At 66.5% G+C, this 24,511-nt stretch carries 26 protein-coding genes; 13 read left to right on the forward strand and 13 right to left on the reverse strand.

Going from position 1 to position 24,511, the window contains the following annotated elements:
• Positions 1-22: 22 nt before the first annotated feature.
• The 5 genes from glgX to E7T09_RS15505 all read right to left on the reverse strand — a co-directional run bounded on the left by glgX (position 23) and on the right by E7T09_RS15505 (position 5,666).
• Positions 23-2,161, reverse strand: a complete 2,139-nt coding sequence (glgX, locus tag E7T09_RS15485; protein WP_136390084.1) for a glycogen debranching protein GlgX — start codon at positions 2,159-2,161, stop codon at positions 23-25.
• 219 nt (positions 2,162-2,380) lie between these two features.
• Positions 2,381-3,265 (reverse strand): hypothetical protein, encoded by an 885-nt coding sequence (locus E7T09_RS15490; RefSeq protein ID WP_136390085.1) that lies wholly within the window; start codon positions 3,263-3,265, stop codon positions 2,381-2,383.
• Positions 3,266-3,327: 62 nt separating this feature from the next.
• Complete coding sequence (locus E7T09_RS15495) at positions 3,328-4,314, reverse strand: ABC transporter substrate-binding protein (RefSeq protein ID WP_168734867.1); 987 nt, start codon at positions 4,312-4,314, stop codon at positions 3,328-3,330.
• A gap of 407 nt (positions 4,315-4,721) precedes the next feature.
• A complete protein-coding gene (locus E7T09_RS15500) occupies positions 4,722-5,222 on the reverse strand; it encodes a DinB family protein (RefSeq protein ID WP_136390087.1) in 501 nt (166 codons plus the stop codon).
• 15 nt (positions 5,223-5,237) lie between these two features.
• A complete protein-coding gene (locus E7T09_RS15505) occupies positions 5,238-5,666 on the reverse strand; it encodes a tetratricopeptide repeat protein (protein ID WP_136390088.1) in 429 nt (142 codons plus the stop codon).
• Between the two features lie 262 nt (positions 5,667-5,928).
• Here E7T09_RS15505 and E7T09_RS15510 point away from each other — a divergent pair, with 262 nt between their 5' ends.
• Positions 5,929-6,471: a hypothetical protein gene (locus E7T09_RS15510; RefSeq protein ID WP_136390089.1), complete on the forward strand. Its 543-nt coding sequence runs from the start codon at positions 5,929-5,931 to the stop codon at positions 6,469-6,471.
• A 34-nt stretch (positions 6,472-6,505) separates the two neighbouring features.
• Here E7T09_RS15510 and proS read toward each other — a convergent pair whose 3' ends face one another.
• Positions 6,506-7,999 (reverse strand): proline--tRNA ligase, encoded by a 1,494-nt coding sequence (gene proS, locus E7T09_RS15515; protein ID WP_136390090.1) that lies wholly within the window; start codon positions 7,997-7,999, stop codon positions 6,506-6,508.
• Positions 8,000-8,110: 111 nt separating this feature from the next.
• Between proS and E7T09_RS15520 the strand changes: the two genes are divergently transcribed.
• A complete protein-coding gene (locus tag E7T09_RS15520) occupies positions 8,111-8,374 on the forward strand; it encodes a DUF2171 domain-containing protein (RefSeq protein ID WP_136390091.1) in 264 nt (87 codons plus the stop codon).
• A 227-nt stretch (positions 8,375-8,601) separates the two neighbouring features.
• Here the strand turns inward: E7T09_RS15520 and E7T09_RS21965 are convergent, their stop codons facing one another.
• The gene (locus E7T09_RS21965) at positions 8,602-8,742 is read right to left on the reverse strand and encodes a hypothetical protein (RefSeq protein WP_168734868.1); all 141 of its coding nucleotides are present in this window, start codon (positions 8,740-8,742) and stop codon (positions 8,602-8,604) included.
• A gap of 64 nt (positions 8,743-8,806) precedes the next feature.
• Here E7T09_RS21965 and E7T09_RS15525 point away from each other — a divergent pair, with 64 nt between their 5' ends.
• The 6 genes from E7T09_RS15525 to rplT all read left to right on the forward strand — a co-directional run bounded on the left by E7T09_RS15525 (position 8,807) and on the right by rplT (position 12,659).
• Positions 8,807-10,735 carry an alpha-amylase family protein gene (locus tag E7T09_RS15525; protein ID WP_136390092.1) on the forward strand — a complete coding sequence of 643 codons (1,929 nt, stop codon included), beginning with the start codon at positions 8,807-8,809 and terminating at the stop codon, positions 10,733-10,735.
• On the forward strand, positions 10,732-10,917 hold the full coding sequence (locus E7T09_RS15530; protein WP_136390093.1) for a hypothetical protein: 186 nt from the start codon (positions 10,732-10,734) through the stop codon (positions 10,915-10,917). Before E7T09_RS15525 ends, E7T09_RS15530 begins: the two co-directional genes overlap by 4 nt.
• Before the next feature lie 225 nt (positions 10,918-11,142).
• Complete coding sequence (locus tag E7T09_RS21970; protein WP_168734869.1) at positions 11,143-11,628, forward strand: hypothetical protein; 486 nt, start codon at positions 11,143-11,145, stop codon at positions 11,626-11,628.
• Positions 11,559-11,960 carry a GNAT family N-acetyltransferase gene (locus E7T09_RS15535; RefSeq protein WP_168734870.1) on the forward strand — a complete coding sequence of 134 codons (402 nt, stop codon included), beginning with the start codon at positions 11,559-11,561 and terminating at the stop codon, positions 11,958-11,960. Before E7T09_RS21970 ends, E7T09_RS15535 begins: the two co-directional genes overlap by 70 nt.
• 139 nt (positions 11,961-12,099) lie before the next feature.
• Entirely contained in the window at positions 12,100-12,300 is a 201-nt protein-coding gene (rpmI, locus tag E7T09_RS15540) for a 50S ribosomal protein L35 (protein WP_136390095.1), read from the forward strand.
• 5 nt (positions 12,301-12,305) lie between these two features.
• On the forward strand, positions 12,306-12,659 hold the full coding sequence (rplT, locus tag E7T09_RS15545; RefSeq protein WP_136390096.1) for a 50S ribosomal protein L20: 354 nt from the start codon (positions 12,306-12,308) through the stop codon (positions 12,657-12,659).
• Between the two features lie 75 nt (positions 12,660-12,734).
• On the opposite strand, the gene E7T09_RS15550 is transcribed toward rplT, so the two are convergent.
• A complete protein-coding gene (locus tag E7T09_RS15550; protein WP_136390097.1) occupies positions 12,735-13,427 on the reverse strand; it encodes a GntR family transcriptional regulator in 693 nt (230 codons plus the stop codon).
• Between the two features lie 139 nt (positions 13,428-13,566).
• Positions 13,567-14,574 carry a GTP 3',8-cyclase MoaA gene (gene moaA, locus E7T09_RS15555; protein ID WP_136390098.1) on the reverse strand — a complete coding sequence of 336 codons (1,008 nt, stop codon included), beginning with the start codon at positions 14,572-14,574 and terminating at the stop codon, positions 13,567-13,569.
• Positions 14,575-14,862: 288 nt separating this feature from the next.
• On the opposite strand from moaA, the gene E7T09_RS15560 reads away from it, so the two are divergent.
• The 3 genes from E7T09_RS15560 (at position 14,863) to acs (ending at position 19,152) form a co-directional block, all read left to right on the forward strand.
• Entirely contained in the window at positions 14,863-15,162 is a 300-nt protein-coding gene (locus E7T09_RS15560; RefSeq protein ID WP_136390099.1) for a DUF485 domain-containing protein, read from the forward strand.
• Entirely contained in the window at positions 15,159-16,754 is a 1,596-nt protein-coding gene (locus E7T09_RS15565; RefSeq protein ID WP_136390100.1) for a cation acetate symporter, read from the forward strand. The genes E7T09_RS15560 and E7T09_RS15565 overlap by 4 nt, the downstream gene beginning before the upstream one ends.
• A gap of 448 nt (positions 16,755-17,202) precedes the next feature.
• On the forward strand, positions 17,203-19,152 hold the full coding sequence (gene acs / locus E7T09_RS15570; RefSeq protein WP_136390101.1) for an acetate--CoA ligase: 1,950 nt from the start codon (positions 17,203-17,205) through the stop codon (positions 19,150-19,152).
• Positions 19,153-19,248: 96 nt separating this feature from the next.
• On the opposite strand, the gene E7T09_RS15575 is transcribed toward acs, so the two are convergent.
• The 3 genes from E7T09_RS15575 to E7T09_RS15585 all read right to left on the reverse strand — a co-directional run bounded on the left by E7T09_RS15575 (position 19,249) and on the right by E7T09_RS15585 (position 21,585).
• Positions 19,249-19,692, reverse strand: coding sequence for a response regulator (locus E7T09_RS15575; RefSeq protein WP_168734871.1), 444 nt, complete (start codon positions 19,690-19,692; stop codon positions 19,249-19,251).
• A gap of 78 nt (positions 19,693-19,770) precedes the next feature.
• The gene (locus E7T09_RS15580; protein WP_136390103.1) at positions 19,771-20,391 is read right to left on the reverse strand and encodes an SIMPL domain-containing protein; all 621 of its coding nucleotides are present in this window, start codon (positions 20,389-20,391) and stop codon (positions 19,771-19,773) included.
• Between the two features lie 24 nt (positions 20,392-20,415).
• Positions 20,416-21,585, reverse strand: coding sequence for an aminotransferase class I/II-fold pyridoxal phosphate-dependent enzyme (locus tag E7T09_RS15585; RefSeq protein ID WP_136390104.1), 1,170 nt, complete (start codon positions 21,583-21,585; stop codon positions 20,416-20,418).
• A 139-nt stretch (positions 21,586-21,724) separates the two neighbouring features.
• On the opposite strand from E7T09_RS15585, the gene E7T09_RS15590 reads away from it, so the two are divergent.
• A complete protein-coding gene (locus E7T09_RS15590) occupies positions 21,725-22,864 on the forward strand; it encodes an N-acetylglucosamine-6-phosphate deacetylase (RefSeq protein WP_136390105.1) in 1,140 nt (379 codons plus the stop codon).
• A complete protein-coding gene (locus E7T09_RS15595; RefSeq protein ID WP_136390106.1) occupies positions 22,861-23,889 on the forward strand; it encodes an SIS domain-containing protein in 1,029 nt (342 codons plus the stop codon). Before E7T09_RS15590 ends, E7T09_RS15595 begins: the two co-directional genes overlap by 4 nt.
• A 50-nt stretch (positions 23,890-23,939) precedes the next feature.
• On the opposite strand, the gene E7T09_RS15600 is transcribed toward E7T09_RS15595, so the two are convergent.
• Positions 23,940-24,338 (reverse strand): hypothetical protein, encoded by a 399-nt coding sequence (locus tag E7T09_RS15600; RefSeq protein ID WP_136390107.1) that lies wholly within the window; start codon positions 24,336-24,338, stop codon positions 23,940-23,942.
• Positions 24,339-24,511 lie beyond the last annotated feature (173 nt).

Raw genomic sequence — 24,511 nt, forward strand, 5'->3', positions numbered from 1 at the left:
GAACCCGGCGGGGCAGGAACGGTCAGGTGCGGCGGCAGCGGTAGAGCTTCACCGAGCGGGCCTTGAGGGTCGTTTCCTCGTTCGCGTTTTCCATGCCATGTGCGGTGTCGTCCGAGGTATCGAGCAGCAGTTCCCACTCCGCACAGTCCGCCAGATCCGGCAGCACGAACGGCAGGTCGATGTGGGTGGCCGACAGCAGCAGCAGCAGGTGATCGTCGCGCAGCGCTTCGCCGTTCGCGTCTACGTCGTCCAGGCCGTCGCCGTCAAGGAACAGGCCCATGGACTGCGTCTGTGGGTTGTTCCAGTCCTCGTCGCCCATCTCGCTGCCGTCGAAGCGCAGCCACACAAGATCCCGCACGTTCTCACCACGGATGGTGCGGCCGCTGAAGAACTTGCGGCGGTGCAGGCCCGGGTGTGCCTTGCGCAGGCGGATCACCTTCTTGGTGAACGCCAGCAGGTTCTCGTCGAGGTTCGCCCAGTCGTACCAGCTGATCTCATTGTCCTGACAGTAGGCGTTGTTGTTGCCGCCCTGGGTGCGGCCAAACTCGTCGCCACCCAGCAGCATCGGCGTGCCCTGCCCAAGCAGCAGGGTCGCCAGGAAGTTCCGCATCTGCCGCGCGCGCAGTTCCTGAATCTCAGGATCGTCCGTCTCGCCCTCGGCCCCGCAGTTCCAGGTGATGTTGTGGTTGTGGCCGTCGTTGTTGCCTTCCTGGTTCGCCTCGTTGTGCTTCTGCTCGTAGGTCACGGTGTCGCGCAGCGTGAAGCCGTCGTGCGCGGTCACGAAGTTGATGCTCGCGTACGGCTTGCGGCCGTCGTTCTGGTACAGGTCGCTGCTGCCAGTCAGGCGGTACCCGATTTCACTGGCCAAGCCGCCGTCTCCCTTCCAGAAGGCGCGGATGTCGTCGCGGTAGATGCCGTTCCACTCGGCCCAGTTCACGGGGAAGTTCCCCACCTGGTACCCGCCCTCGCCTACGTCCCACGGCTCGGCAATCAACTTCACCTGCGAGATGATCGGATCCTGGTGGATGATCGTGAAGAAGCCCGAGAGCTGATCCACCTCGTGCAGGCCGCGTGCCAGAGTGCTGGCCAGGTCGAAGCGGAAGCCGTCCACGTGCATGTCGGTGACCCAGTAGCGCAGCGAGTCCATGATGAGTTGCAGGGTCTGCGGATGACGCACGTTCAGGCTGTTGCCAGTGCCGGTGTAATCGAAGTAGAACCGCGGGTTATCGGCCACCAGCCGGTAGTACGTGGGGTTGTCGATGCCCTTGAAGGACATGGTCGGCCCCATGTTGTTGCCCTCGGCGGTGTGGTTGTACACCACGTCCAGAATGACCTCGATCCCGGACTGGTGCAGGGCGCGCACCATCTCCTTGAATTCGTTGACCGCGCCGGCCGGGTTGCCGCGCCGCGCCTCGGCCGAGTAGCGCACGTCCGGCGCGAAGAAGTTCAGGGTCGAGTAGCCCCAGTAGTTGGTCAGACCCTTGTCGAGCAAGAAGGGATCGTCCACGTGCTGGTGCACCGGCATCAGCTCGATGCTGGTGATGCCCAGTTCGCGCAGGTAGAACAGGATCGGCTCGCACGCGATCCCGGCGTAGGTGCCGCGCAGTTCGTCGGGCACCAGCGGGTGAGTCATGGTCAGGCCCTTGACGTGGGTCTCGTAGATCACGGCCTGGTGGAAGGGGATCTTCGGCCGGCGGTCACCGTGCCAGTCGAAGTCCGGGTTGGTCACGATGCCCAGGGGCGTGCCGCGCTGCTCCTTGCGCCCCTTGGTCAGGTCGTCCTTGCCGGCCACGTAGCCGAAGACGCCCCGGTCGAACTCCTCGGTGCCGTCGAGCGCCTTGGCGTACGGGTCGAGCAGCACGACTTTCGGGTTGAAGCGCAGGCCCTTCTTGGGAGCGTACTCGCCGTAGACGCGGTAGCCGTAGCGCTGGCCGGGAGCCACATCCGGCAGATACCCGTGCCAGATGAACGCGGTCTGTTCGTTCAGGCGGTACCGCGTCTCGGTGCCCTGCTCGTCGAACAGACACAGCTCCACGCCAGTGGCGTTCTCGGAGTACAGCGCGAAATTGGTGCCCTGCCCATCCCAGGTCGCGCCCAGCGGGTACGACGAGCCGGGGCGAATGCGGATGGCAGGAGTGTGTCGTCGTTCGGTGGTCGTCATGAGGGATTCTCCTCAGGGCAGTGGTACGCCCGGTTGTCCTTGGATATGCAACGGGCCGCCACGGAGCCGGCCACGCACGCCGGGCACGCTACCAGACCACCTTCCCTGGAAGCATGGAACTGGATACATCACCAACCGAACCATTAAAGTGACATGAGAATTCTCAGCAACGCTCCGACCCGAACCGCCGGCGAATAGCCGCCTTACACCCTAGGCGGTTCAGAAGTCCAGTCGGCCGCGCGGGCCATCCAGGAAGGCCAGTTTCTCGGGCGTCCACAGTTCGTAGGTGTACATCGGGTATTGCCGCTTGAAGCGCCCGACCCGATCCCACACCTCGCGTGATTCGAAGGGAATCACCAGGATCAGGCGAATCACGCTGTCCTCGTAGTCGTACACGTAGAAATCGAAATGAAAGGACTGCTCGTGGCCCTTGTCCGTGAACAGAGGAAACGCGAACGGACGGTAGCGCCACGCCTTGCGTCTCTCGCTGAGGATCCGCGCGGCCACGCGCTTGAGGTTGCTGTCCTGGAAGGTCAGCTGTTCGCCATCCCGATCCACGAACACCGTGTCCGGGGCGGGCGCGTCGAGCGGCACGCGTTTGAGCTCCGGCAGGGCCTTCCGCACCTTCGGTGGCGCGCGCCGGGTAGACCCGCTCGCCGAGGAACTGGCCGTCTTGGCACCCGCTTTCGACGCCCCTGATTTCGCCGTCCCGGACGAGGCTCTCCCGGCCGTTCCAGCGCTGGATTTCGCCGTACCGGGGCGCGAACTGGACGCACGGGCCGTGCCCGAAGCCGCGCGGCCCGTGCGGCTGCCGCGTTCACCTTCACCCTCGGTGCGTTCGCCCGCCTTGCGCCGAGCTGGATTGGTCGCGCCACCCCGCCCCGTTCCCGCCGAGGCGCGGCCGCCCGGCCCACGGCTGGAGCCGGCGCGTGTCCCGGCGCTCCGTGATGCCGGTGCCGCGCGGCTCTCGCCGTCCCTGGAACCGCTGGGCTCCTCGCGCCGCTCGCGAGCCGGCTTCACCGTATCCCGCGTGGTGCCGCCGCGTCCCTGCGCGGTCGTTTTTTTCGGGCCTCGACCCCTTGATCCTTTTCTTGGCCCAGTCATGAGAAGCAGTGTACCGGGCAGGAGCACCACACAAAGGTGCCGGGCGAAGAAACGCCGCCTTCTTACTTTGTCAGGCTGCGGATCACGCTCAGGTCAACGAACTTGCTCAGATCCGGCACGTCCCGAGCGAAGCCCGCTTCCTTGTTGAGCTGCGCGTACTCTCCCAGGGTGGTCAGGTTGATGTCCCACGTGACCTTCGTGCGGGCCAGCGCCTTGAACAGTTCGTTCGCGTTCGGCCGCTTGCCCGTGAACGTGTAGATCTGATCCGCGATGGCCTTCTGCGCGCCCGCGTTGCTGCCCTGAATGAAGGCGATGGCGGCCAAGTGACCCCTGAGCAGCCCCTTGACCGTGTCGGGATTCGCGGCGGCGTACTTCGTGTTCACGGTCAGCACCGTGGTCGTGTAATTTCCACCCGCCCAGATGGCCTTCTCGTTCGCCACGAGCTTCGCGCCCTGCGTTTCCATCACGGCGCCCCAGGGCTCCTGCACCAGCGCGGCATCGACCTGTTTGCTGGCGAAGGCGGCGGGCATGTTCGCCGGATCGATGGGCACGATGGTCACGGCGCTCCCGTTCGCGCCCGCCTCGTCGCTGGCCTTCAGGCCATTCTCGTGCAGCAGGTGGCGCAGGCTGATGTCCTGCGTGCTGCCGCGCGTGGGCACCGCCACCTTCTTACCCGCCAGGGCCTTCACGTTCCGGATGCCGGTGTCGCCACGTGCCACCAGCACCGCGCCCGCATTGGCCGCCCCGGCGATGACCTGGATGGGCACGCCGCGCATGAAGGCGTTCATGGCAGGCCCAGGACCCACGTACGCCGCGTCGATGGCCCCGGCCGCGTACGCCTCGTTGACCTGACTTCCGTTCGCGAACTCCGTGACGACCAGCTTCACGCCGTCCGGCAGGTTCTTCTGGATCAGGCCACGCTGCACGCCGACCAGCGCGGCCGCGTGTGTCACGTTCGGGAACACGCCCAGGCGCAGTTCCCTGGCCTGCTGGGCACTGGCGCTGGCGATCAGGGAGAGGGTCAGGAGGGGAAGGAGGACTCGCTGCATGCGGTGGAGCATAGCAGAGCAGTTGAGCAAGATTATCAACTAGAGCCCGAAGTCTGGCGTTCACTAGGAAGTCACGCGACGGTCACGGCCTGGAGCCTACGGTGCGGGCGGAAGCGGAGGCGTCCGTCCGAATTCCACCGCTTCGCCGGAGGTACCGTCATGCTGAAGAGCGTCAGGTTCACCCTGCTGGTTCTGGTCTTTGTGGGCTCGTATGCCGCGTCCCGCGTGAAGTCCCGGCTGTTCGACCGCGCTGGAATCATCGGCGCAGCGAGACGGGGGCGCAGGCGTCGACGCTGCCCACGGCCCCGACCCATCCTGTGACCGTCGAATTCGACTCGGGTACGGCCGCCGATGCCGACTGTGAGCAGGACTGACGTCACCAGCAGTGTGGTTCGGTGGCTCCGGGCTCAGTCCGCCCGATCCAACAACCGCCGCAGCAGCGCCAGTTGCGCCACGTGGTAGGCGTTGTGATCCGCGACCACCAGGAACTCTCGCAACCACGTCTGCCCGCCGGCCCCCACGCCGTTCGGCACCACGGCCAGCAGGTCGGTCGCCGGGTCGTCCAGCAACGCGATCAGGGCGTCCATGTCCGAATGGAAGGCGGCCACCTGCGCGTCCCACTCGCGGGCGGAGCTTTCCGGATCGTGCGGCCAGTACCCGTCCGGCCAGTTCGTATGCCCGTAGGTCTCGTCGCGCACGAAGTCCAGGATGTCGCGCTGCGTGAAGCGCAGGTGCCACAGGATCTCTGAGGCCGAGTAGGGAAGTCCGTGGAGGCGCTCCCCGGCGCGGGCGGTCGGAAAGTCCTTCAGCACGTCGTCCAGCATCCCGTGCGCCTGTGGGCTGGTCAGCAGCGCGCGGACGTGGGCGCGCAGGGCGGCGTCGGCCTCGGGGGTCAGTACACTAGTCATCCCCGGACTTTAATCCTATCCCGTGAGCGAGCTCCCGTAATTCCCCACCGACCGCTGGTAACGCGGCAGGTGTGGCGCCAGGGCCGATAGGGCCAGCGACAGGGCTTCGCGTTCCCGACCCAGGTCAGCCAGGGTGAGGGCCAGAAAGGCCGCGACGGCGTCGTCCAGCTCATCCGAGGGGTGTTCGCGCTCCGCCGACAGCAGGCGCAGACTTTCCTGGGCACCTCCGATGTTCCGCAGCGAACTGGACAGCTGGATCACCGCCCGGCGTCGCCGGATTCCGGTCAGGCCCGCGGCCAGCGCCGCGCGGTACAGCGGCACCGCCCGGTCGGCATGCCCGGTCGAATCCTGCGCACACGCCCGCTCGAAGAGTGCGGCGGCATCCCCGTCCGGCCGCTCGGCAGCCAGCGCTTCGATCCGCGAAACGAACTCCTCGTCCGGCAGGTCGTCGAGTTTCGTTCACAGCGCGGTCACGCGCGTATACCAGTCGGAATCGTGTGTCATGGAGGCACCTTAGCGGCGTGACAGGTCGGGCGCATCCGCCGCATGGCCAGTGAGAAAGGGGGCACGTCTGTGCCGCAAGTCTTCTCTGCTCTTCTAAGAATTTGTAAGTCTACTACAACCAGCAGTAGATAGAGTTAAGATTGGTGAGTCCGCCTCCGCTGAGGCCACAGGATAACTCGACCATGGATTGGGTGCATTTTGTATGACCGCTAAACAGACTCATTTACTTAATCTTGAAGACTATAGAATACTAGTCGCAACGTGGATAATGTCTTGCAATGACCAAATTCCAATGATGACTTATAAGGGTATTGCAAAAAGACTTGACGTAAATGAACAAAAAGTGATCTCTCTGATCAAAGAATACCCGGAATTGTTTAGGCAGAGAACGCCAAATAGTATTACGCAGTTTTGGAAAGATCAGATGAAGACTGGAAATCTCCTACCTGCATGGATTCGCGATATAGATACCAACATTGAGCGAGAAAAGGCCATCCAGGAACTCACCTCAGACGATATATTCAGATCGCAGTTTCGGACGAAACGCGACTCTCCGGCCTCAGAGATGGAGATTTTAAAATGGGGCCTGGAGTATTTGAAGAGTATGAGAGATATAAATAATGATCAGCTAAAAGAGCGACGTGACGTTCGAAATCAAGCCACAACTCTAATCATAACGGCCATTAGTTCATTTCTTGGCCTTTTAATTTCTATTGCATCACTAGTTGTAAACAGCGGCAAGTAATTCTAATGCTTGCCGTTGACACTCTGAGTCGTGCTCAGTACTGCCGCCCGAAGATCACGCGTTTGCCGTACGCGCTCGGCTTCCCGCAGCGCACACAGGTTCCCTCACCTTTCTCGCTGAAGAACTCGGCATCGTCCAGGGGGATGTTGCGGGTGGTGGCCTTGGTGTCGTCCTTGATGGCCTTCTCGCAGTCGGCGTCGCCGCAGTGGTACGCGCGCACCCAGTTCCCGGCCTCGATGGCCGTCTTGAACGCGTCGTAGTCGTTCACGTCCAGCGTGTGGGCCAGCATGTAGTCCGTGGCGCGGGCCAGCAGCCAGTCGTGGATTCCGTCCAGACGGGCGGTCATGCCGCTGACGGCGTTGGCACGGTTCAGCGTTTCCTTCTCGTCGCCGTTGCGGTTCTTGACCACGACCACGCCACTCTCCAGGTCGCGGGGGCCGAGTTCCACGCGCACTGGTACGCCCTTGAGTTCCCAGTCGTTGTACTTGAAGCCGTTCGTGACGCCATCGCGTTTGTCCACCTTCACGCGGAGGCCCTGGGCGCGCAGTTCGGCGGCCAGCTTCTCGCCCTCGGCGACCATCTCGTCGAAGTTGTCCTTGCGGCCCACCGGGATCACCACGACCTGCACGGGCGCGATGCGGGGCGGCATGATCAGCCCGAAGTCGTCGCCGTGCGTCATGATGATCGCCCCGATGATCCGGCTGGAGATGGCCCAGGACGTGGTATGCGCGAATTCTTCCTTCTGTTCGCGGGTCTGGTACTTGACCTCGAAGGCCCGGCTGAAGTTCTGGCCCAGGTAATGGCTGGTGCCGCTCTGGAGGGCTTTGCCGTCGCGCATCATGCCCTCGATGCTGTACGTGGCGACCGCCCCGGCGAACCGCTCGGAGGCCGTCTTCTCGCCACGCACCACGGGCAATGCGAGCACGTCGCGGCAGAACTCGTGGTACAGGTCGAGGATCATCCGCACCTCGGCGCGGGCCTCGGCCTCGTCGGCGTGCGCGGTGTGACCCTCATGCCAGTAGAACTCGCTGGTTCGCAGGAACGCCTTGGTGCGCAGTTCGGCGCGGAACACGCTGCCCCACTGGTAGTGCAGGAACGGCAGGTCGCGGTAGGAGTTCAGCCAGCCAGCCCACATGTGCCCGATGATCGTCTCGGACGTGGGACGCATGACATAGGGCTCGGCCAGCACCTCGGTGCCGATCTTGTTCACGGTGAACAGTTCCGGCGCGAAGCCCTCGACGTGATCCGCTTCTTTCATGATGAAGCTCAGGGGGATCAGGGTGGGGAAGACCAGCGACTCGTGGCCGCTCGCCTTGAAGCGGTCGTCGAGCCAGCGCACGATGTTCTCCCACAGGGCCGAGCCGTAGGGCCGCACGACCATCGCGCCCGCCACCGGCGAGTTGTCGGCCAGATCCGCCTTCTTGACGACCTCGTTGTACCAGTCGTTGAAATCCACGCTCTGGGGCGTCACGCCGTACTGCTGCGCCTTCTTGTCCTGCCCCTTGCCCTTGCTGCCGTCGCTAGTCATCACCGGCCATGATACCGGCGGTGGCTGGATAAGGGGTCTCTCAAGGTCTCGTAACACGAGTCTGAACCCGGCAATCACCTGATTGCCCCGTTCGGCGCCAACACTGGCGACATGACGCAGAACCAGGCCGGAGAAATCACAGACCGCATCGCCCAGGATCTCAAGGAGCGTCTCGCTAAGGACGGCGAGCACCTCCAAGTGAAGGACGTGAATGGTGAACACGTCGGAACCGTCGATCATCTCGACGGCGACCAGCTCAGACTTACGAAGTCCGACTCGGCCGATGGGCAGCACCACATGGTGCCCCTGTCGCAGGTCGAGAGCATGGACGACGTGGCCGTCTACCTGAACGTCGAGCACAGCGCCATCGCCTGAGCATCGGCAAGCTCATCCGGACATGCCGCCCTGTGAGATTGCGGCGTGCTTTCATGTCGCGCAGTCCCGTCATGCCTGCCACGCACCGATCCGCCTTCAGGGACTTCAGGTCGAGTCCGTGATCCTCGCCGGCCAGCAGATGGATTGCGGCCTCGGCGAAATCCAGGGTCTAGTGAAGCCGGACGACCAGTCTGGCCTCTTCCCATGGGCACGCTCGACTTGCCCGGTCAGCCGTTGCGCATGCGTCCGGGCAGTTCACGGACGATGTCACGCAGGACGACCAGTACTTCGAGGCCCAGCCCGCGCGCCCAGCGGTAGATGCGCAGTTCGCTGCCACACCAGCAGATCCAGCCGTCGTCATCGATCAACACCGAACCCGGCCCCACCTTGGCCCGTGGAACCCGTTCCAGATTTCGCCGTATGCTGGGGGCCATGCTGAATTCAGAGCTGGGAGCTCAGCTCCGGCTGGCCTTCGACGACGATCGTGACGCCGATACCTTCCTCATGCGCCTCGACCGCTACGGGCCGGAGCTGGTCGCCAGCCTGCGGGCCGTGTATGGCGACCGTACCGACGCGCTGCTCGACACCCTGATTCCTGTGCTGCTCCACGCCTTCCACACCCGCCCGGCCGACCTGAAACGGCTGGACGAGGCGCGGCTCCTGCGCCCGGACTGGCTGCAGGGCCCGGATGTAGTCGGGTACGTGGCGTATACCGACCGGTTTGCCGGCACCCTCAAGGGCGTCGGCCAGCATCTCGATTACCTCCAGGGACTCGGCGTGACCTATCTGCACCTGATGCCGCTGCTGAAACCCCGCGACGGCGAGAACGACGGTGGCTACGCCGTGCAGGACTACCGCGCCGTCCGCGACGATTTGGGCACCATGGACGACCTGTCGGCGCTGGCCCGCGATCTGCGGGCACGCGGCATCAGCCTGGTGCTCGATCTGGTGCTGAACCACGTGGCGCAGGAGCACGAATGGGCGGTGAAGGCCCGCGCGGGCGACCCCGCATTCCGCGACTACTTCTACCTGTACCCGGACCGTACGCAGCCCGACGCCTTCGAGAAGACGCTCCCGGAGGTCTTCCCGGATTTCGCGCCCGGCAACTTCACGTGGAACGAACCCGCGAAGGCCTGGGTGTGGACGACCTTCAACACCTACCAGTGGGACCTGAACTGGAGCACCCCCGCCGTCTTCCAGGAGTTCGTGGACATCATCCTGCACCTCGCCAACCGGGGGGTGGAGGTCTTCCGCCTGGACGCGATCGCCTTCATCTGGAAGCGGCTGGGCACCGACAGCCAGAACCAGCCGGAAGTGCATCACCTGACCCGCGCCCTGCGCGCCTGCGCGCGGATCGTGGCCCCGGCCGTGGCATTCAAGGCCGAGGCGATCGTCGCGCCCGCCGACCTGATCCATTACCTGGGCAGCGGCGACCACCACGGCCGCGTGAGCGACATGGCGTACCACAACAGCCTGATGGTGCAGATCTGGAGTTCGCTCGCCTCGCGCGACGTGCGCCTGATGACGGCGGCGCTGCGGGCCTTCCCGCCCAAACCCACCAACACCACCTGGGGCATGTACGTCCGGTGCCACGACGACATCGGCTGGGCGATCAGCGACGCCGATGCAGAGCGGGTCGGCATGAGTGGCCCCGGACACCGCCACTTCCTGTCGGACTTCTACAGCGGCGAGTTCCCCGGTTCCTTCGCGCGCGGCCTGGTGTTCCAGTACAACCCGCAGACCGGCGACCGGCGCATCAGCGGCAGCGGCGCCAGCCTCGCCGGGCTGGAAAGCGCGCTGGACGCCGGGAACCACACCTGGGCCGAGTACGCCGTGCGCCGCATCCTGCTCTCGCACGCCGTGATTCTGGGCTTCGGCGGGGTGCCCCTGCTGTACATGGGCGACGAACTCGCCATGCTGAACGACTACACCTACGAAACCACGCCCGAGCACGCCGCCGACAACCGCTGGGTGCACCGCCCCCGCATGAACTGGAGCCAGGCCGAGAGCGTGACTGCCGACCCGTCGTCGCCCGGCGCGCAGGTCAACGCGGGCCTGCGGCAACTGATCCAGGCGCGCAAGCACCTGCCGCACCTGCACGCCAGCGTGGAATCCGAGGCGCTCGACAGCCCCGATCCCTGCGTGCTGCTGCTGCGCCGCGACCATCCCTCAGGCCGCTTCCTGGGCGTGTACAACTTCAGCGAGCACCGCATCCAGTTCCCCGCGTACGCCCTGCGTGACCAGGTGGGCGAGTTCGCGCTCGATCACCTGACCGGCAGCGGCTTCAGCCTGTACCGCCCGACCATCACCCTGGAACCCTTCCGTGCGCTGTGGCTCACCCCGACCCAGATGACCATATGAGTCGCCCCGGCCGGACACGTGTTCCCACCGAGGCCCTCCTGACGGCCGCCCGTAGCGCTGCCGACCGCCTGACCCACCTGTCCCGCGACCCGGACGTGCGCCGCGAGGCCGGGAACGTCGCGCAGGCCATGGGAAAGCTGCTCGAAGCGATCAGGAACGCGGGTCAGACGCCACGTAAATGAGCTGACAGACCTCACTCCGGGGCGGATAAGCCAGGTGGCCTGTCCGCCCCATCTGCGTGCCGGACGGTGGTCATGATCCGGTACCATCGTGGGGTTCACGGGAGGTTCCTCATGAAGCGATTCGCCCATGCCTGTACCCAGTGGTTCGCCTGCCCCACGGTCACTGCCGACTGAACCCGGCTCCACGAACTGGAACCCGTGACCGGCCCCGTCCGAGGTCATCCCTTGCCCAGCTTTACCCTCCAGGCCGCAACGCTGGCTACCCTGCCCGAGCTGTACGCACTGAATCCCGATGCCGTCGAGAACGCCCGGCTCCTCAAGACCTTGCGCGGCAAGATTGAACGCGGCGAGGCTCACCTGTCGAACACCCTGATTCTCCGCACGGCACGGGGCGTCGAGGGCACCGTCTTCTTCGGCCCTGCTCCGCACCCATACGTCTTTCCCGACCTTCGCACCGACGCCCCCGCTGAAGCCATTACGGCGTTCCTGCGGACGCTGCGCCGAAAGCTTCAGGGCACGTCCGAGCGCCAGCTCGTGCTGGACAGCGCCCGTGCCGATGTCTCCACAGAAGCCGTGCTCAGCGCGGGCTGGGCATTGGACGATTCCCAAGTGGTCTACGAAACGGATCTGCGCGCGTTCACGTGGCGTGGCTCCCCGATCCGGAGGTACGCCCGCTGGACGCCGGACGGCCGGACGTACAGGCCGCGCTGAGCGACCTCGGACGCGCAGATCTGGCCCTGCGGGACGGCTGGACACTGCACGGCCTGTTTCGCGGCCAGGAGCTCGTGGCGCTGGGTGCCCACGGAGCCAGTGGCCGCCCCGGTGGCGTGTTCGAGGCAAGCATCGACATGATCGGTGTCCGTCCAGCCTTCCGGGGACAGGGCCTTGGACGGCGGCTGCACGCGCACCTGCTCGGGCGTGCGGCAGAGCGCCACGACTGGCACCGGGGCGGAACGGGTGCCGACAACCACGCCATGCGCCGTATCTTCGAGCACAGTGGTTCCGTGCTCCTGGGCACGCAGCGCTATTTCCGGCAGCCTTGACCCGTTCCCTGCTCCTCGCGTATAGTTCTCTCTTGGTCAAGTGGGGCAGGGCGACCAACGGCTGACCCCGGTCAGCGGCCCGCACCCCAGACAGAAGCCTCCGGACTGGAGTGCGACTGGACTAGCAAGGAGGGCTCCCATGCCCAAAATGAAGACCCACAAGATGGCCGCGCGCCGGATCAAGATCACCGGTACGGGCAAGGTCATGGCGTTCAAGAGTGGCAAGCGCCACCAGAACACCGGCAAGAGCGGCGACGAGATCCGCGGCAAGGGCAAGGGCTTCGTCCTGGCCAAGAGCGAATGGGCCCGCATGAAACTCATGCTGCCGAAGGGGAAGTGAGTTAAATGCCACGCGCCAAGACCGGGATCATCCGCCGCCGCCGTCACAAGAAAGTCCTGAAGCGCGCCAAGGGCTTCTGGGGCAGCCGCAGCAAGCAGTACCGCAATGCCTTCCAGACGCTGCTGAACGCGGCGACCTACGAGTACCGCGATCGCCGCAACAAGAAGCGTGACTTCCGCCGCCTGTGGATCCAGCGCATCAACGCTGGGGCCCGCCTGCACGGCATGAGCTACTCGGTGTTCATCGGCGGCCTGAAGAAGGCCGGGATCGACCTGAACCGTAAGGTGCTGGCCGATCTGGCCGCCCGTGAGCCGGAAGCCTTCAAGGCTCTGGTCGACGCCGCGAAAGCCGGCAAGTAAGCCAACGCTCCACGCTGAACGCCGCCTCCAGTGATGGGGGCGGCGTTGTGCTGGTTCTCGAGGGCAGTTCCCGACTCAGGGTTCGAAGGTGTCCTGGAAGGCGTAGCGATCGCCGCGCACCCAGTAGTTCACGTAACTGGCGCGGCGCTGCCCGCTGTACGTGGTGCGGCGCAGCAGGAAGGCGGCGGTGCCGAGGGGCACGCGCAGCAGTTCCGCTTCCTCCTGGCGCAGGTTCACCGCTTCCAGGTTCTGCTCGACGCGCTGGAGGGGAACGCCGAGGGTGACCATGGTCTCGTGGATGCTCTCTACGCTGAGGTTGTGGTCGAGCAGCTTGGGTACCAGCGCGGCGTTGATGTAGCGCTTCTCGATGACCAGGGCCTCGTCGCCCGCCGTGCGCAGGCGGTGCACGAAGATGACAGGGTCGCCCGGCTGGATTTGCAGCACGATGGCGATCTCGGGCGTGGCCTCGATCTGCATGGCGCGCAGCACGGTGGTTCGGTGATCGGGGTGGCGGGCCCATTCCTTGAAGGGGCGCACGCGGAACATGCCCTGGCGGAAGCGCTTGCCGGTGGGGAAGGTGCCGGCGCCCTGCACGCGGTACACGTAGCCCTCGCGTTCCAGTTCGTCGATGGCCCGGCGGGCGGTCATGCGCGACACTTCGAATTCGCGGGCGAGTTGCGGTTCGCTCGGCAGGGGGAGGCCTTCGGTGTAATGGCCGCCCAGCAGGCGGTCTTTCAGGGTTGATTTGATGAGCGGGTACTTCGCCATGCATCCCTCCGGTCGCTTCCGCTGGTGCGGCGCTTCAACTCATCTTAGGGTTAGTGTCAAGAGGACACAAGGTTGTCTGGTCTGTCCCGCAGGTGGGGACAACACATCCGGGTCGCTTACGCCAGTCCTGACGCGATCCTCAGCCCCCGATGTGTGACATCTCCACCTTGGTGGCCCGCTCCAGGGTGGCCTCGCCCCGCTCCTCGCTGTAGCGGTCACGGCGGGCCGCCCACACGCCGGAGATCAGCGTGTGAATCTCGGGATCGCTGGCTCCGGTTCGCAGGGGCGCCCGCAGATCCGTGCCCACGCCCGCGAACAGGCAGGTGTACAGCACGCCCACGGCCGACAGCCGCGCCCGCGAGCAGTCTCCGCAGAACGGCGCACTCACCGACGAGATCAGGCCGACTTCATGCCCCTCTCTGTCCACATGCCGGGCAGCCACTTCGCCCCGGTACCTGGGGTTCACCGGCTGGAACTCGCCCCCCGTTCCATCGGCACTCAGGCGGGCCAACACCTCGCGTGAGGGCACCACGCTGCCTAAGTTCCAGCCGTTGTGGTTGCCCACGTCCATGAACTCGATGAACCGCACCACGGCCTTCTCGCGCAGCGCCAGCCACAGGTTCCGCAGGCCGTCCTCGTTCACGCCGCGCTGCACGACCGTGTTCACCTTCACACCCAGCCCCGCTTGAAGGGCCGCCTCGATGCCGTCCAGCACCTTCTGCGGGTGCGTACCCAGGCCGTTCATGCGCCCGAACACGTCAGGATCGAGGGAATCGATGCTGACGGTCACGCGGTGCAACCCCGCGGCCTTCAGGTCGGCCGCCAGCCGGGGCAACAGCAGGCCGTTGGTGGTGAGGGCCACGTCGTCCACACCCTCGATGCGGCTCAGGCGGGCGATCAGCTCCGGCAGGTCGCGGCGTAGGGTGGGCTCGCCGCCCGTGATGCGCAATTTGCGCACCCCCAACGCCACGAATACGCGGGCCAGCCGTTCGATCTCCTCGAAGCTCAGCAGCTCGCTGCGTGGCAAGAACGCGTAGTCCGGGCCAAACACGTCGGCCGGCATGCAGTAGGTGCAGCGCAGGTTGCAGCGGTCGGTCACGCTGATGCGCAGGTCACGCAGGGGCCTTGCCAACTGGTCGCGGAGCATTGCCGCTTACCATACGCGCCGCACCGTTGGAATTCAGAGGGGGCCGCTCCATTCCCACTCCGCGCCATCACCGGGCATGTGCTGGCTGGACACTCCCGTTGCCTGGACGGGCACGCGGCGACCTGCCGGACGGTCGCCCTGACGCCTGTTCCACAGGCAGAACCACCTCTGGGCCGTCATGATCCATTGATTTTGGCTTCCCTTGCTTCTACGCTGTGGCCAGTCACACAATCCGGCCCCGGCTCCCCCCGCCCCGCCCTGTCCAGTTCCGTCACGCAGGAGGCACGCATGACCGTATCCCAGTCACGCCCGAGTCCCGCCCCAGCCCGCAACGCCGCGTACCAGCAACTGGTCGCGCAGCGGAATTCGTTCACGGTCACCATGACGGTCACGTTCCTGGTGTTGTACTTCCTGCTGCCGATCCTGGCCGGGTACAACAAACCCCTGATGGCCACCAAGGTCTTCGGGAACGTCACCTTCGGGTACGTGCTCGCCTTCCTGGAATTCGTGATGGGCTGGGTCATGGCGTACATCTACGTGGTTCGGGCGCGCGCCTTCGACCGGCTGGCCGAGGAAGCCCGCCGATGACGTTCCTGCTCGCCGCGATCATCGTCGCCATCACCCTGGGCGTGACCTTCTGGGCCAGCAAACGCAACACCAGCGCCGGAGACTTCTACGTCGCCGGGGGTCGCATCAGCGCCACGCAGAACGGCATCGCCATCGCCGGGGACTACATGAGCGCCGCGTCGTTCCTGGGCATCACCGGCCTCATCGCCCTGAACGGCTACGACGGCTTCATGTACTCGGTCGGGTGGTTCATCGCGTACCTGACCGTGCTGTTCATCGTGGCCGAGCCGCTGCGCAACCTCGGCAAGTACACCCTGGCCGACATGCTGGTCTACCGACTGAAAGACCCGCGCGTGCGCACCTACGCTGCCGTGAGCACCATCGGGATCAGCACCTTCTACATGATCGCGCAGGTCGTGGGCGCGGGCAGCCTGATCAGCCTGCTCTCCAAGGGCGCCATCTCGGCCGACCTCGCCATTCCGCTCGTCGGGGTGCTGATGATCATCTACGTGGTCGTGGGCGGCATGCTCGCCACCACCTGGGTGCAGATCATCAAGGCCATGCTGCTGATGTTCGCCACCATCGTGATGACCCTGCTGATCCTCACGAAGTTCGGCTTCAGCTTCTCGAACCTGCTCGGGCAGGTAGAAGCTAAGAATGGCGCGGAGTTCCTGGGCGCAGGCGTGAAATACAAGAATCCTGTCGACCTGATCTCGCTGTGTCTCGCGCTCGTGCTGGGCACCGCCGGGCTGCCGCACATCCTCGTGCGCTTCTTCACCGTCCCCACTGCGCAGGATGCCCGCAAGAGCGTCGTGTGGGCCATGGTACTGATCGGCGCGTTCTACGTCATGACCGCCTTCATGGGCAACGCCGCGAACGTCCTGCTGGGCAAAGACGCCATCGAGACCGCCAACAAGGCTGGGAACATGGCCGCGCCGCTGCTCGCGCAGGCCCTGTTCGGCGGGGCGGGCACGGCCGGTGGCGAGTTCGGGCTGGCCTTCGTCACGGCCGTGGCCTTCGCCACCATCCTCGCGGTCGTCGCGGGGCTCACCATCAGCGCCAGCACCAGCTTCACGCACGACATCTACAACGGCGTCATGCGCGGCGGCCAGGCCAGCGAACGTAACCAGTTCCGCGTGGCCCGACTGGCCACCGTCGCCGTCGGCATCGCCGCCATCATCCTGGGCCTGCTCGCCAAGACGCAGAACGTCGCCTTCCTGGTCGCGCTGGCCTTCGCGCTGGCCGCCAGCGCCAACCTCCCGGTGATCCTGTTCACGCTGTTCTGGAGGAAGTTCAACGCCACGGGCGCAATCTGGGGAATCGTGGGCGGCATCGTGTTCACGCTGCTGCTGATCGCCATCAGCCCGAACATCATGAAGATCGACCCGGACACCCTGACCACCGGGCGCCACCTGATCCAGGCCAACCCGATCTTCCCGCTGGAAAACCCCGGCATCATCAGCATTCCTGCCGGCTTCCTGTTCGCCTACGTGGGCACCCTGCTTGGCGCCGCCCGCCGCAACGCCGCCCAGGACGACCGCGACTTCGAGGAGATGCAGTACCGCGCCTACACCGGGGCGGGCACCGACGGCACCGTCGCCGCGCACGACTGAAAACATTCAAAAGAGGGGCGCACGGATCGCATGATCCGTGCGCCCCTCATTCCGGCCCAGGCGTGGTTGGCGAGCCAAGTCATGACCGCTCCGTCCGGGCACACCGTCTGGTGGCCGGAACCGGCGACGTCGCCCCGCTGACCGGGATTCGATTCTCTAGCGCCAGGAGGTACGGTCCGCCGCTCTTGCTGGCGGCACCATCTTGGCTGCGTCCTCGCCGCGATAGGACGCTGTAGGGGCCGTCGATGAAATCAGACGACGGTTCACCCCCCCTGTTCAATCTGGCGAGAACCGCCGTCATGACGGCCCGGTGTACCGGGTGCAGTACCCGGCGCGGGACGGCAGCCGGATTCCCACCTTGGGCACGGTAAATTAGGTTCAACGCGTTTTGAGAGCCCGAGCCCCGTCCCTGGGGATCACCCACCTGCACCCCGACCCGGAGGTCTTCATGCCCGCACAGCCAACCGACCACATTGACGCCATGCTGCACGAGAGCCGCGTGATCCCGGCCAGCGCTGATTTCACTGCCCACGCCCGCGTGAACCGTGAGGAGTACGAGCGCCTGTATCGCCAGAGCATCGACGATCCCGACACCTTCTGGGCGGATGTGGCCGCGGATCTGGACTGGATGACGCCCTGGACGCAGGTGCTCGACTGGCAGGAGCCGCACGCGACATGGTTCGCGGGCGCGCAGACGAACATCGCGTACAACGCCCTGGATCGCAACGTGGCACGCGGCTTGGGCGACAAGCGCGCCATCGTGTGGGAAGGCGAGGACGGCGAGGTTCGCACCTACACCTACGCGCAACTGCTGGCCGAGGTGAAGAAGGCCGCGAATGCCCTGACCAGCGTGGGCGTGCAGCCCGGCGACCGCGTGACCCTGTACCTCCCCATGATCCCGGAGGCCGCGATCGCCATGCTCGCATGCGCCCGGATCGGCGCGGTGCATTCCGTGGTGTTCGGGGGCTTCAGCGTGTCCGCGCTGTCCGGCCGCATCAACGACGCGCAGAGCAAGGTGCTGATCACCGCCGACGGCGGCCTGCGGCGTGGGAGTCTGGTGCCCCTCAAGGCCAATGCCGACCAGGCCGCCAAGGACGCGCCGGGTCTGGAAACCGTCATCGTCGTGAACCGTGGGAACAGCAATCCGCCCATGCAGCAGGGCCGCGACGTGTGGTGGCATGATCTGCTCGCCCAGGCCAGCGAGGAGCACGACGCGCTCCCCGTCGACAGCGAGCATCCGCTGTTCGTCCTGTACACCTCGGGCAGCACCGGCAAACCCAAAGGGGTGCTGCACACCACCGGCGGGTACATGGTGGGCACGTACCTGACCACCCGCACAGTGTTTGACCTGCGGGACGACGACATCTACTGGTGCACGGCTGACATCGGCTGGGTGACCGGGCACAGTTACATCGTCTACGGGCCGCTGTTGAACGGCGCGACCGTCCTGATGTACGAGGGTGCGCCCAACCAGCCCGACTGGGGCCGCTTCTGGGACATCGTGCAGAAGCACAGGGTCAGCATCCTGTACACCGCGCCCACCGCCATCCGCGCGATCATGCGTCAGGGCGACGAGTACCCGATGAAGTACGACCTGAGCTCGCTGCGGCTGCTCGGCTCGGTCGGCGAGCCCATCAACCCGGAGGCGTGGATGTGGTACTACCGCGTGATCGGCGGGGAACGCTGCCCGGTCGTGGATACGTGGTGGCAGACCGAGACGGGTTCGATCATGCTGACCACCCTGCCCGGCGCGTTCCCCAGCAAGCCCGGCAGCGCGGGGCTGCCGATGTTCGGCGTGGACGCCGCGATCATGACCCGTGGGGGAGAGGAACTCGGCCCCGACGACGGCGGCCTGCTGGTCATCAAGAAACCCTGGCCCAGCATGTTGCGCACCGTGTACGGCGACGACGCCCGCTACCAACAGGCGTACTGGGGCGAGATCCCGCACGTGTATTTCGCCGGCGACGGGGCCCGCCGCGACCAGGACGGCTACTACACCGTGATGGGCCGGGTGGACGACGTGCTGAACGTGTCTGGCCACCGCCTGGGCACCATGGAGATCGAGTCCGCGCTGGTCGCCCATCCTTCGGTCGCCGAGGCCGCCGTGGTCGGCAAGCCCGACGATGTGAAGGGCGAGAGCGTCGTAGCCTTCGTGCTGCCCCAGGGTGGCCATACCATCGACCCCACGGTGCTGCGCGCCCATGTCAGCAAGGAGATCGGCGCGCTGGCCCGGCCGGACGCCATCATCATCGGGGACGCGCTGCCCAAGACCCGCTCGGGCAAGATCATGCGCCGCTTCCTGCGGCAGATCGCCGCCGGGAAGGCCATCGAGGGCGACACCAGTACCCTGGAAGACCCCAGCGTGCTCGAACGGCTGGCGGCGACCGAGTCCGTCTGACAGCAGCAGAGGTCTGATGCCAGCCCACTTCTGATTCCAGCCCACTTCAGCGCGTCCGGGCTTCAGGCCACGGGCGCGCGGCTCTCTCGGTTCAGGTCAGGTGGGCAGGCTGGCGGTCTGCATCCAGAAACTGCGGACGGCCTGCACCACGGTCTCGTACTCGCTGAACAGGCGCGGCTTACAGATGTAGCTGTTCGCATAGTTCTCGTACGAGCGGCGGATATCGCTGCGGGAATTGCTGGTGCTGAACACCAGCACCGGCACCGGCCGCAGCGCCGGGTCGTGCTTGAGGTGTTCCAGCAGCCCGAAGCCGTCCATCCGCGGCATGTTCAGATCCATCAGGATGATGTCCGGCAGGGACTGGCCCGCCTGCACCCGCCCGTGCAGGTACTCCATGGCCTCCACGCCGTCGGCACAGACCGTGAACTGCGGGGTCGGCTCCAGGGTCAGGAAGGCTTCCTGCGTGAGGAAAGCGTCATCCTGGTTGTCCTCAACCAGCAGGATATGCAGGGGCAGGTGCGCAGTCTGGCGAACAGTCATGGGAGGGCTTGATGATAAAGCAGAACCTTTCATGAATGGTGCCGCAGGCAGGATTACCCCCACCGAGTTCCAGGCCCCTCACTCCAGCGTGAAATCTACCGTCAACTCGACGTCCAGCGGCTGGGTGGCGCTGTACTCCACGCCCACGTCCAGCGGGGTCGCCCGCGACCGGGACATCAGGGCCATGGGCGCGTCGCTGCGCAGGTCGATGGTCGTGCTCGGCATCTGCCACGAATCGCTGGCGCTGTGCACGCCCACCACGCGGTGTCCGGCGGCGGCGGCGATCACGTCGGCCTTACGCCGGGCACGCTGCATGGCCTGAGCGGCCAGCGGCAGGCTCGCCTCGAAGGCCTCGAAGTCCCAGTCCAGCCGGGAGAGCTGGGCGTGCCGGTGCGCCGCCACGGCCCCCAACACCTCTGGGAGCTGAACCGGCGTGCTGCGGACGGCCAGGGTGTAGGTGGCCTTCTGCTGGCGACCCAGCACGCCGCCCGCCCCCGCGATCCGCACGCCATGAACGTGCAGATCGGCGTCCGTGACGCCAGCGGTGCGCAGGGACGTCACCAGCTCCCGCAGCTCCCGCGCGCCGTTCAGCGCGGCGTTGCCGATCACGAACGTCTCGGCCTCCACACTCAGGTGCAGGCGCACGCCCGTCGCCGTGACCTCTCCATGTTCCTGTACCGTGACGCGCAGCAGTCCCATGCGACCAGCGTACGGGATGGGCGGTCAGGTCGCAGATGCCAGGTGCGGCACGGCCACGTCCGCCAGGGCCTGCGCCGCCGCCGTCAGCACCTCCGGCGGCTGCACCAATGCGAAGCGCACGAAGCCCTCGCCCTGCGCGCCGAAGGCCCGGCCCGGACTGATCGCCACGCCCGTCTGTTCCGCCACGCGGAGCGCGAAGGCCACGGAATCGTTCAGGCCCGGCACACGTGCCCACGCGAACATGCTCGCCTGAGGCCGCGTCACGGCCCAGCCCAGGTCACGCAGGGCCGGCACCAGCGCGTCCCGCCGGGCCTCGAAGGTGGCCGCGCCGACCCGGCCGACCGCGTCCGGCAACCCCAGCGCCACGGTCGCCGCGCGCTGGATACCCAGGTACGGGTGGAAGTCCACCGCGCCCTTCACGCGGGCCAGCGCCCCCAGCGCGCCCGCATCGCCCGCCGCGAAGCCTACCCGGAAGCCGCCCATATGGTGTGTCTTGCTCAGCGAGTGCAGCTCCACGACGCCGTCCAGTCCTGCCTGAAGCGCACTGGGGGCGAGGTACCCGCCGAAGGTCAGCTCCGCGTAGGGGTTGTCATGCACCAGCAGGACGCCCCGCTCCCGGCACCATTGGGCCGCCCGCTCGAAGAACGCTGAATCCGCGACCGCCGAGGTCGGGTTGTTCGGGTAATTCAGCAGCAGCACGCGGGGCCGGACGCTCTGCGGCACGGCGTCCAGATCCGGCAGGAAGTCCTGGTCGGCGTGCAGCGGGAGTGTGACCACGTTCAGGCCCGCGACCGCCGCCGCGCCCAGGTACGGGGGGTAACACGGGTCGGGCAGCAGCAGCGTGTCGCCGGGATCCGTCACGGCCAGCAGCAGGTGCGCGAGCCCCTCCTGCGCGCCGATCAGCGGCACGACCTCGCCATCGGGATTTGCATCCACCCCAAAGCGGCGCGACAGGTATGCCGAGGCCGCAACCCGCAGGGGCCGGGTATCGCTCACCATCGGGTAGCGGTAGGTGGCCGGATCGCGCGTCGCCTCGCGCAGCGCCTCCAGCACGATCTCCGGAGGGTGCAGATCGCTGCTGCCGATGCTCAGGTCGATGACCTGCTTCCCGGCAGTTCGCGCCCGGCCCATGGCCTGATCCATCAGCGAGAACACGCTGCCCGGCACGCCCGTTGCCCGCTTGGAAGCCCACATGGGGCGCAGCCTACCAGAGCCGCTGCCACCGCCCCGCTCCAGTGATCGGCACCACTGGACGCCGCCCCGCATGGCCCACTGCTCTACGCTGAGGATCGACGGTCTGCCTGTCGCCAGCCTTCACTCCTCTGAGGTTCCCATGCCCGCACCCACGCCCACCACCCGCCTGACCGGCCAGCTTGTCCTCGGGGATCAGCTGATTCCCGGCCGGATCGACTTCACGGAGACCATCACCACCGTCACCCCGCTGCCCGCCGCTCCGGCCGATGCGCTGATCCTGCCGGGGTTCATCGACGCCCACGTGCATGGCGGAAACGGCGCCGACACCATGGACGGCCCGGACGGCATCAGGACACTGGCGCAGTTCCACGCCCGGCACGGTACGACCACGCTGCTGCCCACCACCATCACCAACGCCTGGGAGAACGTCCTCAATGCCCTGCACGCCGTGAGCGACGTTATGCGCGGCGGAGTGGACGGCGGCCCGGATATCCCCGGAGCCCACCTGGAAGGCCCCTTCATCAGCCCGGATCGGCTGGGGGCACAGCCACCCTTCACCGTGCTGCCCACGCCGGAGCTCATCGGGCAGGTGCTGGACATCGGCGTCGTGCGGGCCGTGACCATCGCGCCGGAACTGCCGGGGGCACTTGACGCTGCCCTGGCGCTGGGCGGGGCGGGCGTGCGCATCGGGATTGGGCATACCCGCGCCGACGCCGCGACCGTCACGGCCTTCCTGATCGCCCTGCACGCGCAGGGCATCCGCACCTGCTCCACGCACCTGTTCAACGCCATGGGCGGGATCGAGGGCCGCGATCCCGGCGTGCCCGGCGCGCTGCTGGCCGACCCGCACGCGTTCCACGAGGTGATCCTCGACCTGCTGCACGTCCATCCCACGTCGTTCCGGCTGGCCCGCGCCGCCGCCCCGGAACGCGTGACGCTGGTCACGGACGCCATGCGCGCGGCTGGCCTGGGCGACGGCGACAGCGAGCTCGGTGGGCAGCGCGTCATCGTGCGGGGCGGCGAGGCGCGGCTCCCCGGTGGTTCCCTGGCCGGCAGCCTGCTCACCATGGACATGGCCCTGCGCAATGCCGTGACCAGCGGTGTACCCCTGCCCGAAGCCAGCCGCCTGCTCAGCGGGGTTCCGGCGGCGTCCCTGAACCTCACGGATCGCGGGTCGTTGAAGGTTGGGCAGCGGGCCGATGTGGTCGTGCTGAACGCCGATTTCGATGTGGAATCCGTGTACGTGGGCGGTCGTCACATCCCCGGAGCGGGCGCATGACGGCCGATTCCCTGATGCTCCTCGAAGCCCGCGAGGCTCCGCAGGTGATCGCCCGGCAGCTCGTGGAGAACGCCGGAGTCTGCGCGGCCCTCGGCGCCGCCATCCGTGAGCGGCCGCCCGCCTACGCGGTCACGGTCGCGCGGGGCAGCAGCGATCATGCCTGCACGGTGCTGAAGTACGCGCTCGAGACGGAACTGCGCCTGCCGGTGGCCAGCCTCGGCCCCAGCGTCCTCACCCTGTACGGCGCGCGGCTCGACCTGCGCGGCGCCCTGCTGATCGCCGTCTCCCAGAGCGGGGCCAGCCCCGACGTGGTCGAGAACGTCCGCGCCGCCCGTGAGAGCGGAGCCCTGACGGTCGCTCTGGTGAACGTGGAGGACAGCGACCTGGCTCATACGGCCGAGTTCGTGCTGCCCCTGCGCTGCGGGGAGGAACGCGCGGTGGCCGCCACCAAGAGCTACCTCGCCAGCCTGGGGGCCTTCCTGCCAGTGATCGCCGCCCTGACCGACGACGCCTCCCTGACAGCCGGTCTGGCCGGACTGCCGGACGCCATGACCCGCGCACTTGCCTTGGAACCCCAGGCGAGCGCCCTCGCGGAACGCTACCGGTTCGCGGAGAACCTGCTGGTGCTCGCGCGCGGCCTGCACTTCGGGGTGGCGCAGGAGGCAGCCCTGAAACTCAAGGAAACCAGCGGCATCCACGCTGAAGCGTACTCCGCCGCCGAATTCGCGCACGGCCCCCGCCGCCTGCTGGCCGAGGGCCTGCCCCTGCTGGGGTTCGCTCCCACCGACGCCGCGCAGGAGGCCTGCCGGACGGCCTACGCCGATCTCCGTGCGGCCGGAGCCGACCTGCGCACCCTCGGCCCCGCCCTGGACAGCACCCTGACCACCCCAGCTACCGGCCACGCCCTGACGGACACGCTGCCCAGCGCCCTGACCTTCTACCTGTTCGCCGCGCACCTCGCCCAGCACCGCGGACTGAATCCGGACGCGCCTCCGGGTCTGAGCAAGGTCACCCGCACCCGCTGAACAAAAAAACTCCCCCAGAACGGGGGAGTGCACCTAGACCGGAGCGGCACTTATTCGCCGTAAGCGGCACCGTAGACGGGAATCGACACGTTCGTCAGCACGTCTCCGCCCGAGGTCAGGGCGATGTTCGCCACGCTGTTCACGAGCGTGGACGTGTCGGAACGGCTCACCGTGACGTGCAGCAGCGCCGATTCTCCACGGATCGTGACATCGTTCAGCGCGATCGTGGTACCAGCCGGCAGCCCGGTCACGGCGATGTTCAGGTCACTCGGCACCGTGCCGCCCAGCGCGGACAGCGGCACTTCCAGCGCCATCCAGGAGCTTTCCGTCTGGAGCGCCGTGTACTCGGTTCCGCTTTCATCGCTGGCGTACACCTGCGGCGCGGCGGCAAACGCGGTGGTGGCGGTCAGGGTCAGGGCGGTCACGGCGGTCATCAGCAGCTTCTTCACGGTCGTTCTCCTTGGCACGCGGGTGCGGCCCCTCTGGCCCCTGCCTCCCGCTCTGAGAAGAGGATGCCCGCCACGTTCGCAGGGTACATGCATGGACTTTGAAGATTGATCGAATATGGACGGCCCGACTTCACGTGCCAGACAGGCAATTCACATCAGGTATCCATATAGAC

This window comes from Deinococcus sp. KSM4-11 (assembly GCF_004801415.1).
Taxonomy (GTDB): Bacteria; Deinococcota; Deinococci; order Deinococcales; family Deinococcaceae; genus Deinococcus.